This window comes from Actinoallomurus iriomotensis (assembly GCF_030269445.1).
Taxonomy (GTDB): Bacteria; Actinomycetota; Actinomycetes; order Streptosporangiales; family Streptosporangiaceae; genus Actinoallomurus; species Actinoallomurus iriomotensis.
The window spans coordinates 387,994-402,927 of sequence record NZ_BSTJ01000008.1 but is presented as its reverse complement, the minus strand read 5'-3'; the positions used below and the strand labels follow the sequence as shown (position 1 = coordinate 402,927).

The window sequence follows — 14,934 nt, the reverse complement described above, 5'->3', positions numbered from 1 at the left end:
CTTAACCCTTCTGGCGAAGAGCCGGAGTCATCCAGGGACGCGCTGACGACGAACCCCGGCGGGGGGATGGGGTCGGCCGCCGCACGGGGCGGCGTTGGGCTGAGCACACAGTAGGACGGCAAATCTTTTCGCGCAATAAACAGACGTAACATTGCAAAAATCTCTCTAACTCCTCCAGTGAAGTCGGTGTCATGAGGCGTCCACACGATGTTGTCCGCCTCGTCAGAGGCCCGTTCCATGACCGGCAGAAACGCCACCTGAACTGGATGACGTGCAGCTATCGCGACGGAACCTGCTGATCGGGGCCGCCGGACTGGCCGTGGCCCCCCGGATCCCCCGCCGTCACGGCGATCCGTTCACGCTGGGCGTCGCCTCGGGCGACCCGACCCCGGACGGCGTGGTCCTGTGGACGCGCCTCGCCCCGCGGCCCCTCGCCGAGGACGGGCACGGCGGCATGCCGTCCCGCGACACCGAGGTGGAGTGGCAGCTCGCCGAGGACGAGCGGTTCACCAGCGTCGTACGGTCGGGCACGGTCACCGCCCGGCCCTCGTGGGCGCACAGCGTCCACGTGGAACCGGCCGGTCTCCAGCCGGGACGCGAGTACTTCTACCGCTTCCGCACCGGCGGGTACCTCTCCCCCACCGGACGGACCCGTACGGCGCCGGCGCCGGGGACCGCCCCCGGCCTGATGTTCGCCACCGTGTCGTGCTCCAACTACGAACAGGGCTACTTCACCGGCTACCGCAGACTGGGCGAGCAACAGCCCGACCTGGTGGTGCACCTGGGCGACTACATCTACGAGTACGCGCCGGGCGGGTACAAGGCCGCCTCCGGCGCGATCGTCCGGCCGCACACCGAGGGCCACTGCCAGACCCTGACCGACTATCGGCGGCGGCACGCGCAGTACAAGACCGACGCCGACCTGCGGGCCCTGCACGCGCTCGCGCCGTGGATCGCGGTCAACGACGACCACGAGGTCGAGAACAACTGGGCGGGCTCCCATGCGGGCACCTCGGACCGGCCCGGGTTCGCCGAGCGCAAGCGTGCCGGGTACCGGGCGTACTACGAGCACATGCCGCTGCGCCGCGCCTCGACGCCGCGCGGGTCGCGCATCCAGCTGTACCGGCGGCTGGGCTGGGGATCACTGGCGACCTTCCACGTGCTGGACACCCGGCAGTTCCGCGCCGACCAGCCGTGCGACGACGGCATCCGGCTCGACTGCGACGAACGCCTGGCGACCGGACGCGTCCTGGCCGGGCCGGACCAGCGGCGCTGGCTCGCCGCCGGTCTGCGCTCCTCGACCGCGCGCTGGAACCTGCTGGCCCAGCAGATCTTCATGGCGCAGCACGACTACCACCTCGGCCCCGGCAAGGAGGTGCTGGTCGACACGTGGGACGGGTACGCCGCCGAACGCGACCGCGTGCTCGGCGACGTCGTCGCCTCGGGCGCCCGCAACCCGGTCGTGCTCACCGGCGACATCCACGCCCACTACGCCAGCGACCTGCTGACGAACTTCGACGACCCGGACTCGCGGCGCGCCGGCGTCGAGCTGGTCACCACCTCGATCACCAGCGACGGCGACGGGTACGACGACCCGGCTGGACGCGCGGTGGAACTGGCGGAGAACCCGCACATCGCCTACGCCGACCAGCGGCGCGGCTACGTCGTGTGCCGACTGTCGGCCCAGCGGCTGCGGGCCGACTTCCACACGCTGCCGTACGTGTCGAGACGGAACGCGCCGAGCACCGTCACGGCGAGCTTCACGGTGGAGGACGGCGCCCACCGCCTCACCCGGTCCGCCACCCCGGCGCCCGGGCGGCAGGCCGCCGCCGTCGCGGCTCCTCACTGAGAGAACCGGCCTCGGTCGGTGCTGGTGGCGGAGGGAGAGATCAGCCCAGCGTCGTGGTGGCCGCGCGAAGGTCCTCCAGGGCGGCCAGCGCATGGTGGGCGAGCCCTGTCGCGTCATCCCGATCGGCTTCGGACCACCGGGCGTAGCCCCGCTTGAAGGCGAGGACGCCCATCTCGGCCGCGAGGTGCGCGGTCGGATCGGGAACGCCGCGGGCGACGAGCGCGCCTGTCATGGCCGCCGCGAGACCGATGCTCTTCAACGCGTCCCGCTCCTGAAGCTCCGCGCTGGCCGCCACGGCGGCTTTCAGGCGGGGACCGAGGTCGCGATTCAACGGTCCCATCTCGCTCGACGCACGCTCGAGACCGGCGGCCACCGCCTCGAGCGGGCTGGCGCTCGCCGGGGCCTGCGCGATGCCTTCGGCGAGGAGCCGGCTCAGTGTCGCCTGCCCGGCCACCAGGACCTCACGCTTGTCGGAGAAGTGCCGGAAGAAGGTGCTCCTGGTGACTCCGGCGCGCTCGGCGATCTGCGCCACGGTGGTGGCGTCGAACCCCTGCTCGGTGAAGAGGTCCACGGCCGCGACGACCATTCGCTCCCGCGCCCCCGGTTCCCATCGGGCCATGCCGTCACCGTAACAGAGTGATGCGACAGGTGTCCCGTCACCCTGTTACGGTGATGGGACAGTAGTCCCATCACTCTGTCGGGAGAGCCCTCATGCATGTCTTCGTCACCGGCGGTACCGGCACCATCGGCTCCGCCGTCGTCGCCGAACTACTCGCGAGCGACCACACCGTCCTCGCGCTGGCCCGCTCGGACGCCTCCGCGCAGGCCCTCGAAAACGCCGGGGCCGAGCCGCTGCGAGGAGACATCACCGACCTCGACGTCCTGCGTGCCGGTGCCGCGCGGTCCGATGGCGTGATCAGCCTGGCGTTCAGCCGCGACTACGGCGACCCGGACGGGCTCGCACGGGCCGTCGCCCAGGAGAGCGCCGCCGTCGCCGCTCTGGGCAACGAGCTCATCGGCAGCGGCCGTCCGATCGTCACCGTCTCGGGCACGCCCTGGGTACCGGGCCGTCCCTCCACCGAGGCCGATCCGCTGCCGACCGACGGGCCCGTCGGCGGCCGCGGCCGTTCCGTCAACGCGCTGCTGGAACTGGCCTCGCGCGGTGTGCGCGCCACGGCCGTCCGGATGCCGCGAACGGTCCACAACGAGGGCAGGGGTGGATTCGCCGGCCTGTTGACCGACCAAGCGCGCCGCACCGGAGTGGCCGGCTACCCGGGCGACGGCACCCAGCGCTGGCCGGCCGTGCACGCCCTCGACGCGGCGGTCCTGTTCCGGCTGGCCCTCGAATCGGCACCGGCCGGAACGGCCTGGCACGCCGTGGCCGACGAGGGCGACGCGGTGCGCGACATCGCGACAGTCGTCGGCCGGCGGCTGGGCCTGCCGGTCGAGGCGGTGCCGGAGGAGACCTTCGGCCCGTTCGGCCCGATCTTCGCGATGGACCAGCCGGCGTCCAGTACCCACACCCGCGACGCGCTCGGCTGGCAGCCGACACACTCCAGCCTTCTCGAGGACCTGGAGAACATTCGGCCCTGAGACCGCCATTCCTGTCCCCCGGCCGGGCCGGACCGCGGGCCAGGGCACTCCGCCGAACCGTCACACCACGGCGTAGCCGAGGAGCTCCCCGTTGGAGCCGCTCTGGACCGGCGTACGGGTCCGGCCGTGGACGCGGTACACCGTGCCGCCGAAGCCGCCGGCGCCCGGGGCGCCGACGTACAGGTCGCGGCCGTGCGCCGTCAGCGTCCAGCCGAACTGGGACGTACGGCCAGCCGGCGACATGATCAGGGCGCCGCGGGTCAGGCCGCGGCCGCGGTGGCCCGTCAGCACCTGGACGGCGCTCCGGCCGGTCGCGCTCGCGACCAGGTCGTCCGTGCCGTCGCCGTTCAGGTCGGCGGTGGCGAGCGTGGTGCCGAAACGGCCGTAGCCGCCCGCCTTCTTCAGGGTCCACACGTCGTCCCGGCCGGAGGCGTACAGCACGTGGACCGCGCCGGCGGCGTAGTTCTCCGGGATCCGGGTCCGGTCCTCGCCGGGCGCGCCGACGGCGAGTTCGTCGACTCCGTCGTGGTCGACGTCGGCGGCGGCGACGGCCGCGCCGAACTTGTCGTACCGCTCCGAGACCCCGCGTACGCCGGCGCTGTCCTGGGTGATCCGCCGGGACCGGTGCGCGGCCGGGTCGAGGACGGTCACCGCGCCCGAGGACTCGTCGCCGTCGCCGGGCGCGCCCACGGCCAGCTCCCGGTCGTGGCCGCCGTCGAAGTCACCGATCGCCAGGGCGGAACCGAAGCCGTCGGTCTGGCTCGTCCGCTGGCCGACCCAGGAGGTGCGCTGAGTGATGAGGCGCGCGTCGCGGAGGCCGTGCGTGTACACGGCGACGCCACCGCCGCCGGAGAGGCCGGGCGCGCCCACGACCAGGTCGTCGCGCCCGTCGCCGTCCAGGTCACCGGCCTCCAGGGCGGTGCCGAACCGGTCGCTGCCCGGTGTGCGGTGGAGGTCGCGGACGCCGAGGACGCGGCCGGGGCGCAGCCCTCGCGGCGAGCCGTAGTACAGGGCGACCACGCCGGTGCCGTCGGCGCCGGGCCGCGGCGGGTCCTGGTCGGGGACGGCGACGGCGAGGTCGTCGCAGCGGTCTCCGTTGAAGTCGCCGGTGACGAGGGTGGCGCCGAACCCGGCACCGCGCCCCGGGACCGGCATGAACAGCCAACTCACGTGACCGCCGTAGCTCACGGCGACGGTCCCGGCGCGGACGCGCCCGGCGACGGTGGCGTACGGCGCGCCGATCGCGTGGTCGCTCCGGCCGTCGAAGTCCGCGGCGGCGTGGCCGTGACACGGCCCCGCCGGGGTGAACGCCGCGCCTCGCACGGGGCCGCGCCGCAGCCCGTCGGCGGGACGGCCGAGCGGTCCGGCGGCGGAGACACAGGTCAGCAGGATCACGGTGGCGCCGGCGCGCACAGCGGTCTTCACAGCCTCAGGCTGCACGCGCCGGGAGAAGCCCGGATTCACGGACAGTGTCCAGCAGTTGACTTCTCGGTCGACGATGCCGTCAGTGCCGGTGTAGGGCGCTGCCCTTCAGCCACCTGGCCCAGGACTCCTGGTAGTAGGACCAGCCGTTGTCCGGCTCCACCTGCCGGTCGGTGCCGGTGATGTCGACCGGGTCGCCGGGCTGGGACTGCTTGTAGTACCAGATGGCGTCGGTGGCGGGCTGGCGGATGCACCCGTGGCTGCAGTTGCTGACGCCGAGACAGCCCTCGTCGCCGGGCGTCTGGTGGAGGTACTCGCCGGCGCTGGACACCCGGACCGCGTAGTGGATCAGTTCGCTGTAGTAGCCGGCGTCACCGGGGCCGCGGCCGGGCGAGGTCATGGTGACGTCCTCGTCCTTCTCCATGTTGAGGTGGATGCCGCTCGTCGTGGTGTACTCCGCGGAGCCGCCCATTCCCGCGCTGATCGGGACGTGCCGGACGACCTTGCCGTCGTGCTCGACGCGCATCTGGTGCTTGGCGATGTCGAGGTAGGAGATGTGCGACGCGCCGATCCGGTAGGTGCGGACCAGGTCCTTGCCGCCGTACAGGTCCTTGCCGCCCTTGACCCCGCTGAGGTGGGCGATCAGTTTGACCGTCTGGTGCGCCGGCCAGTAGGTCTTCGCCCGGTAGACGACCTGCTTGTCGTCGAACCAGTGCCACGCGCCGAGGACCGGCTTCTCCGCGATCACCTGGAGCGACCTCTCCACCGCGGCGCGGTCGTGCACGGCCTTGTCGAAGTTGAGGATGATGGGCAGGCCCACCCCGTACGTCTCGCCCCTACGGCTCTCGAGGACCTCGTCCTGGGCCGCGGTGAACGTCTCTCCGGTGGCCTTCTCGGTGTTGAAGCTGCTCTGTGCGGTGGACACCCGGCCGTCGGCGTTCTCCGCGCTGGCCCGTACGTTGATCCTGCTGCCCGGCTGGAGACTCCACCGGGACTTCCACTGGGTGCGGTCCGCGTTGTACTCACCGGAGATCCGCTGACCACCGCTGTCCAGGACGACGTCGGCGAGGCGCCCGCCCGTCGCGCGGACGACGACCGGGGCGTCGGGGTGCACGCCGGAGCTGCCGCCGGCGGGAGTGATCACCACGCGCGCCGCCTCGGCCTTCTCTTTCACGGCGTTCTTGCCCGCGGAACTGCCACCGCCGCCGCCACACCCCGCACTGGCGATGATCGCGGCGCCGGTGGTCGTGGAGACGAACCATTTCAGACCACTGGCAGTTACGTGCATTCGCAACCCTTCCTGCGGCTCGGACCGTTCGACGCAAAGCGTGATCGACCATGAGATACCCACGCTGAGCAGCAGAGATGCCACCGTATCGCAGCAGCGAGAAAGGCCGCAGGAAGGAGTGCTCGCGACATATCGCCACGAACTAGTGCCCGACCATTCCGATATCAGGCGAGAATTCGACCAAAGTCCGTCGGATTTGATCGAGAATTCACCCTCACATTACCCAACCGCGTGGAAACCCGCGTCGAAACCGCGCCGGAAGAGTTCGAGTGAACGCCGTGCGGCCGCCTCCACCTTCGTCCGGTCGGCCTCGTCCCGCACGGTGATCTTGATCAGCTCGAACGCCTCCCGCGGGTGCGCGTCGTCGTACTCGGCGTGCTCGGTGAGCCACCGCAACGCGTGCGGGTCGTCGGCGTACCGCTTGCGGAAGGCGGGCAGGACGAGCCGCGTCCACTCCCCCGTCGCACCCTCGATCGCGTAGTTCACCGCGCCGAACGCCTCGGCGAGCGAGCCGCGGTAGCACATCGACCAGAGGTACTCGTAGAGCGCGCCGACCTCGGGGCCGGGACGGTGGGAGACGAGTTCTTCCAGGCCGATGCCGTGGGCGGCGGCCCAGTCGGCGTACCACTGGGCGTGCAGGGCCTCGGTCCGGATGTTGCCGATCAGCCAGTCGCGCGCGAGGTGGTCGCCGGGCGTCTGGCCGAATGTGGTCTTGGCCAGGTACACGCCCATGTACTTCGGGAAGGCCTCGACGACGCAGAAGAAGTCGAGCAGGACCCGGCGCCAGGCCGCCTCGGGGAACTCCCCGTCCGCCGTCGCGGTGAACAGCGGCGACTCTAAGACCGCCGACCATTCCGGCCGGAGCGCGTCGATCATGGTCAGGGCCCATTCCGGATGGGGCGTCTCGGTCAGCTCCCGCTTCACCATCCGGTGGTGCTGGGTACGGGAAGGCGGCCGGGTGGCGTGGCTGTTCGTCGTCATGGCGCGACTCCTCGCTCTCGGCCTCCCAGTATCCGCGCCCTATACAGAGGGTCAACATGCCGCTTTCATAGAACCGACTCGCCCCGTGGAGCTTTTGTCCGCCCCCGTCCGTCCGGGGAGGCCGTACATGAACCGCGACCACGCCGTCGTCATCGGCGGCAGCCTCACCGGGCTTCTCGCCGCCCGGATCCTCTCCGGCCACTTCGCCCGCGTCACCCTCGTCGAGCGCGACCGGTACCCGGCCGGTGCGGCGTTCCGGCCCGGCATCCCCCAGTCACGGCACCTGCACGTCCTGTGGACCCGGGGGCTCCGCCTGCTGGAGGAGCTGTTTCCCGGGCTGGAGAAGACGCTCCTGACCGCGGGCGCCGTGGAGATCGGGGTCCCGTCGGACGTCTTATGGCTGACCGCGGCCGGCTGGCGCACACGGTTCGAGGTGACGCGGATGCTGACGTTCAGCCGCCCGCTGCTGGACTGGGCCTTACGGTCGCGGCTCCCCGGCGACGCGCCCTGTCTGGACGTGCTGGAGGGGCACGAGGTGGTGGATCTGGTGCCCCGGGGCCGCGACGTCGCCGGGGTGGCGCTGCGGTCGGGCGAGACGATCGCGGCCGACCTCGTCGTCGACGCCACCGGACGGGGATCGCGGGCACCCGAGTGGCTGACGGCCCTCGGCTACCCCGCGCCGCCCGAGACGCTGGTGGACCCGCTGCTGGGGTACGCGAGCCGCTTCTATGCCATCCCGGACGGCTTCGACCCGGGCTGGAAGGCGCTCTACCTGCAGGCGGACCCGCCGGAGAGGCGCCGTACGGGCGGGCTGTTCCCGCAGGAGGGCGGCCGGTGGATCTGCAGCCTGTCCGGCGCGGGCGGCGACTACGGTCCGACGGATGAGGAGGAGTTCCTGGCGTTCGCCAAGGGCCTGCGCGACCCGGTGTTGTACGAGGCGATCCGCGCCGCGGAGCCGCTCGGCCCGATCCGCGGCTTCCGCCGCACCGCGAACCACCGGCGCCACTACGAACGGCTGCCCGCCTGGCCGCGCGGCTTCGTGGTGATGGGCGACGCGGCGTGCGCGTTCAACCCGATCTACGGGCAGGGCATGAGCGTGGCGGCCATCTCCGCCGTCGCCCTGGACCGCTGCCTGCGCGAGGACCGCGACGACCTCGAACGCCGCTTCCAGAAGAGAGCGAGCCGCAGCGCCGCGGGTGCCTGGCTGGTGGCCACCGGCGAGGACCTGCGGTACCGGGAGACCGTGGCCGCCCCGACCCGGCTGAGCACGCGGCTGATCAACGCGTACGTGGACCGGGTGGTGGCGGCGGCGAACGTCGACCGCCGCGTGTGCGCGGGCCTGCTGGACGTGCTGGCCCTCACGTCCGCCCCGGCGTCGCTGTTCTCTCCGGGCGTCCTGGCCCGAGTGGCGGCCAACACGGTACGGCCCGCGTCACCGCCCGGGAGGTGAGGGTCAGGAGGCCGGTTCCTCCGGAGGGAGGAACCGGTCGCGGCGGAAGGATTCCGGCGGGCCGGTCACCCCGCCCAGGTCGTGCCCCGGGGGTAGGTCCTGGCTGGGAGGCGGCGGAGGCGGAGGCGGAGGCGCGGCGAACGGGCCCGGCGGCGTCGAGTACGGACCGGAGGTCGAGGCCGGGGGGGCACCGAACTCCGTGGGACGCGCATGGCGTGAGCGGGACGGGCTGCTGTTCACGAGCCGCTCCAACTCGCCGCGGGCCTCGTCCGCCTCGGCGCGGGCCGCGTCGCGTTCGGCGATCATCGTGGCCAGGGCGCCGCGGAGCTGGTCGACCATCTGGGAGTGCTCGCGGGACTTGAGCTGCTGCTCGACGAGCCGGGACTGGTGCTGTTCGAGTTCGCCGCGGCACTCCGCCAGCTCGGCGGCGATCCGCTCGGCCTCGGCCAGGCGCGGCTTCGCGGCGTCCAGCTCCTCGCGGCACGCCACGAGGTCGGCGGCCAGCGAGTCGCGCTCGGCGACGATCTCGTCGCGTTCGAGGCTCATCTCCTCCGCGTGGGAGCGGGCCTCCAGCGCCTGACGGTCGGCCTCGGCGCACGCCTGTTCCGCGGCGGCGCGGGCCTTCTGCGCGGCGTCGGCGTCGGCGCGGGCCTCGTCCAGCTCGGACTCGGCCGTGCGGAGCCGGGTACGCGCCTCCTCCAGCTCCGCCGACCGTTTCTGCGCCTCCTTGGCGCCGGCGAGCTCCTCCCGCGCCACGTCCAGGGCGGACGTGAGCTCGGCGACCCGCCGCACGAGCCGATCACGCTCCTCCCGTACGGCGGCGATCGCGGTGTTGGCGGCCTCGGCGGTACGGGTCGCCTCGTTGCCCATCTCGCGGGCGGTGTCGCGTTCGGCGCGTGCGGCCTCGAGCTGGGCGGCCAGCTCGGCCACCCGCGCCTCGGCCCGCCGTACCTCGTCGTGCGCGGCGCCGAGCTGGGCGAGCCCCTGCTGGGCCTCCAGGCGCGCCGCCTCACGCTCGCGGTGGGCCTCGGCCAGGGCGGTCGCGGCCTCGGCCCGCGCCTCGGCCAGCCGGCGCTCCACCCCCGCCACGCTCAGGCCTCCCGTGAGCGACATTGCCAGCAGCTCCGCGACGTCCTCCAGCCGCTCCACCATGTCCCACGTACGCGCCACCTGGCCGGCGAGTCCTGGAGTGTCCTGGTCGCGCCGCCGCCGTTCAGCCGCGGCGTTCGCGCACGCGCCGCCGTTGTCCGGGCAGTACCGCACCACCGGCGACGAGTCACCGTGCTGCGGGAGCGGCCGCCCGCAGTAGGCGCACGGGCGCGTCCCCGCCCGGCCCACCTCGTTCGGGGCCGCCTCCCCGGCCGGATCCTCATCGGTCCCGGCGGTCGGCTCGGCGGGCTCCTCCGGCGGCGGGAGCACCGCGTCCTGATCCGGTGTCCGGCTCTCGTCCTCGTCAGAGGACACGGCGGATGCGGGAACGTTCTCGTCCGTCGGGCCGGACACGCTCATCCCCCCTCGAGTATCGGGATGATCTGGACTGTCAGCCCAAAGACCGTATCCGGTTCCTGTCACGCGCGGAGTGCACAACCGTAACTCGCTCCCCCCAGAGGTCCGGATCTCGCGGCGTGGCGAGCGGAGCAAAATAATGGGCGACCCTTATAAAAGCGGCGACTGTCGGCAACTCGGACGCGCGGCCTGGGGAATATGGCCACATGAGGGTCATAAGTTGCGGCCCGCGAAGTAGGCGGGGCCACGTCCGAGGAGGAACCGTGAACTACGGGGGAAAGATCAGCGGCGATATGCAGAAGTGCATCGACGCCTGCATCGAAAGCTACAGCTGTTGCGAACAGACGATCGCGCACTGCCTGCAGCAGGGCGGCCAGTACGTCGACATGATGATGATGGGCCCACTGATGGACTGCGTCGACGCCGCCCGCGCATGCGCCGACATGATCACGCGCCAGTCGCCCCAGGCCGTGGAGATGGCCGCCACGTGCGGCCGCGTGGCGGACATGTGCGCCGAGGCGTGCATGACGATGAACAGTGACCCGGTGATGAAGCGCTGCGCCGGGATCTGCCGGACCTGCGCCGAGGCGTGCCGCAGCCTGGCCGGCGTGCGGGCCTGAGCACGGCCAGGCCCCCGTCCGGCCGTCCGACTCGCCGGGCGGGGGCCGAAACGTCCGGCGGATGCCCGGAACAGGTGACCCACTCCCCCTCTCGTACGCAGTCGCGTACTGATCAACGGCCACTCGCGGTAAAAATCGATTGAAACCCTTCGCCATGGCTTACTAATCTCCTCGGCCGTGGAGGACTTCCCGGAACTGCCCGAGGCGGCCGTCGCGGCGTCCATCGGCGCGACGAACCTCGCGCAGCGGATGCGCGCCGAGCGGCCGCGTGACGGCACGACCCTGTCGATGATCAGCGCGCTCACTCACCTGGGTCGTGAGGGGCCGCTGACGGCCGGCCGTCTCGCCGCCCTCCAGCGGGCCAAGCCGCAGACGCTGACGCGGACGCTCGCCCGGCTGGAAGAACGCGGCTGGATCGCTCGCGGGCCCTCTGACACGGACCGGCGGCAGGTCCTCCTCCACCTCACCGAGCAGGGCGCCGCGCGGCTCCGGGAGGACGTACGATCCCGCACCGCCTGGCTGGCACAGGCGATGGAGCGCCTGTCGCCCACGGAGCGGGAGGTGCTGCGGATCGCCGGGACGCTCATGGCGGACCTGGCGACCTGGGACGACATCGAGGACGCCCGGTGAGGTCCGCGCCCCGCGTGCGGGTCCTGCGCGACTTCGCCTCCGCCGCGCCCGGCCTGTTCGCCGCCGCCCTGGTGTTCATGGTCGTCGAGGCGCTGCTGCCCAACGTCGTCCTCATCGCGATGGGCCGTACGGTCGGCGGCATCCCGGCCGCGGTCGAGGACGGGCTCGGCTCGCCGGCCGGGCACCGGATGCTCGTGCGGCTCGGGGTCGCGGGCGGCCTGTACGCCGTCTCCCTGCTGCGCGGCCCGGTGGAGGACGCGCTGAGCTCGGTGGTCCAGGCGCGGATGACCGTCGTGACGCGGCGGCGGCTGATCGAGGCCGTGTCCGCCCCGGCCGGGATCGACCATCTGGAGGACCCGGCCGTACTGGACCGGCTGTCCTCGGCCCAGGGCGAGCTGATGAACCAGGAACCCGCGGGCGCCGCGATGGCGCTGATCGGCCGTACCGGTGACCGGCTGTCGGGCGTGCTGGCGTGCGCGGTCCTCGCCGCGTTCCGCTGGTGGCTGGGGCTCGGCGTCCTGGCGATGTGGCTGGTGCTCAACCGGCCGCTGCGGGCCCTCGTACGGTCGCGGGTCGGCACGTACCGCCGGGCGACGGAGACGTTGCGGCGCAGCTGGTACTTCGCCGGGCTGGCCCGGGGTCCGCAGGCGGCCAGGGAGATCCGGGTATTCGGCCTCGCCGACTGGCTGGTCGGCCGCCACCGCGCCCTGTACGGCGAGGCCATGCGGCCCTCGTGGGCGGAGGCCCGGCGGATCAACCGGCGGATCGCGCTGCTCAGCGCGCTCGTCCTCGGCGTGTACGCGGCGAGCGCCGCGACGCTGGGCCGGGCGGCGTACCACCACACGATCACGCTGGGCGCGCTCGTCGTGATGCTGACGATGCTCCCCGCGAGCATGCAGGCCGGCAGCGTCAACGCGGCCGACTTCGCCCTGGAGGGCATGCTCGCCTCGGTGCCGGACCTCGACGCGCTCACGAGCGACCTGACCGCCGCCGAGCCCGAGGGGGACGACGACGCCGCCGTCCCGGTCACGGACCTGCCGCGCGAGAGCGTGGTGTTCGAGTCCGTGGGATTCCGCTATCCCGGGAGCGATCAGGACGTGCTGTCCGGCCTCGGCCTGACTCTCGCGGCGGGCACGTCCACCGCGATCGTCGGGGTGAACGGCGCGGGCAAGACCACCCTGGTCACGCTGCTGGCCCGGCTGCGCGACCCGACCGCGGGCCGGATCCTCATCGACGGCGTACCGCTGACCGGCCTGCCGGCCCGCGCGTGGCAGCGGCAGGTCGCCGTGGTCTACCAGGACTTCACCCGCTTCCCGCTGACGGCGCGGGAGAACGTCGCCCTCGACCTGCTCGGTGAGCCGGTCGACCCCGAGGCGCTGGCACGCGTCGCGCGCCGCGCGGGCGCCGCCGACCTCGTCGACGGGCTGGCCGGCGGGTGGGACACGGTGCTGTCCGCGCAGTACGACGGCGGCCAGGACCTGTCCGGCGGTCAGTGGCAGCGCGTCGCGCTCGCCCGCGCGCTGTACGCCGTCGAGCGCGGAGCGCGGATCCTCGTCCTGGACGAACCCACCGCGCAGCTCGACGTCCGGGCCGAGGCGCGGTTCTACGACCGGTTCCTCGACATCACCAAGGGGGTGACGAGCGTGGTGATCTCACACCGCTTCTCGACCGTACGGCGGGCCGACCGGATCGCGGTGCTCGACGGAGGACACGTCACCGAGACCGGCACCCACGACGAGCTGCTGCGGGCGGACGGGACGTACGCGGAGATGTTCCGGCTCCAGGTCGCCCGCTTCGGGGAGAGCCGATGAGCGCCTCCGGCAATGTGCTGCGCGTCCTCGTGGGTCCCGCGTGGCGGGCGGCGCCGGGCGTGCTCGCGTGGGCGGTCGCCGCCACGACCGTGGCCGCGGTCGCGTCGGCGACGTTCCCGCTCGGGTTCCACCTCATGGTCGACGGGGCCCTCGCCCACGACGGGGCACGCGTCGTCACCGGCGTGTGCGTGGTCGCGGTGCTGTTCACCCTCGCGTGGACGCTGTCGACGATGGCGGCGGCGCGCAACTCCACGCTCACCGACCGGGTCGGCTCGTACCTCATGGCGCGCATCGCCATCCTGATCAACGCCGTGCCCGGCGTCGAACACCTCGAACGCCCCGACCTGCTCAGCGAGATCGACCAGCTCCGCGAGGGCCGCCGTACGCTCGCGGGCGCCGCGCGGCAGCTCCTCGCCGGATGGCAGGTGGCCATCCGCAGCATCGCGATCATCGTGCTGCTCGCGACCGTGTACCCGCCCGTGATGGCCGTGCCGCTCGTCGGCCTGGCGCCGATGCTCGCCGACCGGCGGGCGAGCCGTGTCCAGCAGGCGTCCGGTGACGCGCTCGCCGCCGACCGGCGTCTCGCGGACCAGCTGTTCGGCCTGGCGACGACCGCCGACACCACCAAGGAGCTGCGCACGTACGGCGTCACCGGCGCTCTGGCCGCCCGGCACTCGGCGATCGCCGAACGGGTGCGCGCCGGCTCGGTCCGCGCGGCGCTGCTCGGCGCGGCCTGGGAGGGGCTGGGGTGGGTCTGCTACGCCGCCGGGTTCGTCGTCGTGATCATCGTGCTGGTGCTGCGGGCGGTCCACGGGCACACCTCACCCGGGCAGGTGGTCATGGCGGTGAGCCTGATGCGCCGCGCCCAGGTGCAGGTCTCGAGCGCCACCGACACGGCGGGCTCGCTCGCCGCCGCGGTCCGTACCGCCCGGCGACTGCTGTGGCTGGAACGGTACGCGGCGGCGACGCGCTCGGCGGCGGACGGGGCGGTGCCGTCGGCGTTGCGCACCGGCATCCGGCTGGAGTCGGTGACCTTCGCCTACCCGGGCCGGGACGAACCGGTGCTGCGCGACGTCGACCTCACCCTGCCCGCCGGCGCGACCGTCGCGGTCGTCGGTGAGAACGGCGCGGGCAAGACGACGCTGGTCAAGCTGCTGACCCGCATGTACGTCCCGTCCGAGGGCCGGATCCTGGCCGACGGCGAGGACCTGGCCGCGATGCCGGCCGACCGGTGGCGCGAGCGGACGACCGCGGTCTTCCAGGACTTCCTGCGCCCGAGCCTGACCGCTCGCGAGGTCGTGGGCGTCGGTGACCTGCCGCGCGCCGGCGACGACGCGGCGGTCGGCGGCGCGGTGGCCCGCGGTGGGGCGCGCCGGGTCGTGGAGCGCCTGCCGGACGGCCTGGCGACGCCGCTGGGCCGGTGGTTCACCGGCGGCCACGAGCTGTCCGGCGGGCAGTGGCAGCGGCTGGCGCTCGCCCGCGGCCTGATGCGCCCGGCGCCGCTGCTGACCGTCCTCGACGAACCGACGGCGAGCCTGGACGCCGTCGCCGAGGCACGGCTGTTCGCCCGGTTCGCGGAGGTGTCCCGCGCCGGACGCGAGGCGGGCGGTGTGACGGTGCTGGTCTCACACCGCTTCTCCACCGTACGGATGGCCGACCTGATCGTCGTCCTGGACCAGGGCCGCGTCGAGGAGGTGGGCGACCACGAGACGCTCCTCCGCGCCGGCGGCACGTACGCCCAGCTGTTCACCCTCCAGGCCCGCGCGTACCTCGACCCGCCGTGA

General features: G+C 72.9%; 12 protein-coding genes. 7 read left to right on the top strand and 5 right to left on the bottom strand.

Annotated features, from left to right (window positions below):
- Positions 1-271: 271 nt before the first annotated feature.
- Positions 272-1,849 carry an alkaline phosphatase D family protein gene (locus tag QSK37_RS31480; protein WP_285628487.1) on the top strand — a complete coding sequence of 526 codons (1,578 nt, stop codon included), beginning with the start codon at positions 272-274 and terminating at the stop codon, positions 1,847-1,849.
- 40 nt (positions 1,850-1,889) lie between these two features.
- Here QSK37_RS31480 and QSK37_RS31475 read toward each other — a convergent pair whose 3' ends face one another.
- Positions 1,890-2,435 (bottom strand): TetR/AcrR family transcriptional regulator, encoded by a 546-nt coding sequence (locus QSK37_RS31475; RefSeq protein WP_285581549.1) that lies wholly within the window; start codon positions 2,433-2,435, stop codon positions 1,890-1,892.
- 125 nt (positions 2,436-2,560) lie between these two features.
- Here QSK37_RS31475 and QSK37_RS31470 point away from each other — a divergent pair, with 125 nt between their 5' ends.
- Entirely contained in the window at positions 2,561-3,442 is an 882-nt protein-coding gene (locus tag QSK37_RS31470; RefSeq protein ID WP_285628484.1) for an SDR family oxidoreductase, read from the top strand.
- 60 nt (positions 3,443-3,502) lie between these two features.
- Here QSK37_RS31470 and QSK37_RS31465 read toward each other — a convergent pair whose 3' ends face one another.
- From QSK37_RS31465 to QSK37_RS31455, 3 genes are all read right to left on the bottom strand, one after another.
- Positions 3,503-4,867, bottom strand: a complete 1,365-nt coding sequence (locus QSK37_RS31465; protein WP_285628481.1) for an FG-GAP repeat protein — start codon at positions 4,865-4,867, stop codon at positions 3,503-3,505.
- 79 nt (positions 4,868-4,946) lie between these two features.
- Positions 4,947-6,152 (bottom strand): L,D-transpeptidase, encoded by a 1,206-nt coding sequence (locus QSK37_RS31460; RefSeq protein WP_285628478.1) that lies wholly within the window; start codon positions 6,150-6,152, stop codon positions 4,947-4,949.
- A gap of 219 nt (positions 6,153-6,371) precedes the next feature.
- Positions 6,372-7,133 (bottom strand): iron-containing redox enzyme family protein, encoded by a 762-nt coding sequence (locus QSK37_RS31455; protein WP_285628475.1) that lies wholly within the window; start codon positions 7,131-7,133, stop codon positions 6,372-6,374.
- Between the two features lie 127 nt (positions 7,134-7,260).
- Here QSK37_RS31455 and QSK37_RS31450 point away from each other — a divergent pair, with 127 nt between their 5' ends.
- Positions 7,261-8,583: an FAD-dependent oxidoreductase gene (locus QSK37_RS31450; RefSeq protein ID WP_285581539.1), complete on the top strand. Its 1,323-nt coding sequence runs from the start codon at positions 7,261-7,263 to the stop codon at positions 8,581-8,583.
- A gap of 3 nt (positions 8,584-8,586) precedes the next feature.
- Here QSK37_RS31450 and QSK37_RS31445 read toward each other — a convergent pair whose 3' ends face one another.
- Entirely contained in the window at positions 8,587-10,086 is a 1,500-nt protein-coding gene (locus QSK37_RS31445) for a coiled-coil domain-containing protein (RefSeq protein WP_285628472.1), read from the bottom strand.
- 266 nt (positions 10,087-10,352) lie between these two features.
- On the opposite strand from QSK37_RS31445, the gene QSK37_RS31440 reads away from it, so the two are divergent.
- The 4 genes from QSK37_RS31440 to QSK37_RS31425 all read left to right on the top strand — a co-directional run bounded on the left by QSK37_RS31440 (position 10,353) and on the right by QSK37_RS31425 (position 14,934).
- A complete protein-coding gene (locus QSK37_RS31440; protein ID WP_285581536.1) occupies positions 10,353-10,709 on the top strand; it encodes a four-helix bundle copper-binding protein in 357 nt (118 codons plus the stop codon).
- A gap of 177 nt (positions 10,710-10,886) precedes the next feature.
- Entirely contained in the window at positions 10,887-11,339 is a 453-nt protein-coding gene (locus QSK37_RS31435) for a MarR family winged helix-turn-helix transcriptional regulator (protein WP_285628469.1), read from the top strand.
- Complete coding sequence (locus tag QSK37_RS31430; RefSeq protein WP_285628466.1) at positions 11,336-13,150, top strand: ABC transporter ATP-binding protein; 1,815 nt, start codon at positions 11,336-11,338, stop codon at positions 13,148-13,150. Before QSK37_RS31435 ends, QSK37_RS31430 begins: the two co-directional genes overlap by 4 nt.
- The gene (locus QSK37_RS31425; protein ID WP_285628463.1) at positions 13,147-14,934 is read left to right on the top strand and encodes an ABC transporter ATP-binding protein; all 1,788 of its coding nucleotides are present in this window, start codon (positions 13,147-13,149) and stop codon (positions 14,932-14,934) included. The genes QSK37_RS31430 and QSK37_RS31425 overlap by 4 nt, the downstream gene beginning before the upstream one ends.

Bases quoted from the DNA above. Each gene is read 5' to 3' on its own strand.
- QSK37_RS31475 (WP_285581549.1), bottom strand. From the start codon at position 2,435: ATGGTCGTCGCGGCCGTGGACCTCTTCACCGAGCAGGGGTTCGACGCC.
- QSK37_RS31470 (WP_285628484.1), top strand. From the start codon at position 2,561: ATGCATGTCTTCGTCACCGGCGGTACCGGCACCATCGGCTCCGCCGTC.
- QSK37_RS31460 (WP_285628478.1), bottom strand. From the start codon at position 6,152: ATGCACGTAACTGCCAGTGGTCTGAAATGGTTCGTCTCCACGACCACC.
- QSK37_RS31455 (WP_285628475.1), bottom strand. From the start codon at position 7,133: ATGACGACGAACAGCCACGCCACCCGGCCGCCTTCCCGTACCCAGCAC.
- QSK37_RS31450 (WP_285581539.1), top strand. From the start codon at position 7,261: ATGAACCGCGACCACGCCGTCGTCATCGGCGGCAGCCTCACCGGGCTT.
- QSK37_RS31425 (WP_285628463.1), top strand. From the start codon at position 13,147: ATGAGCGCCTCCGGCAATGTGCTGCGCGTCCTCGTGGGTCCCGCGTGG.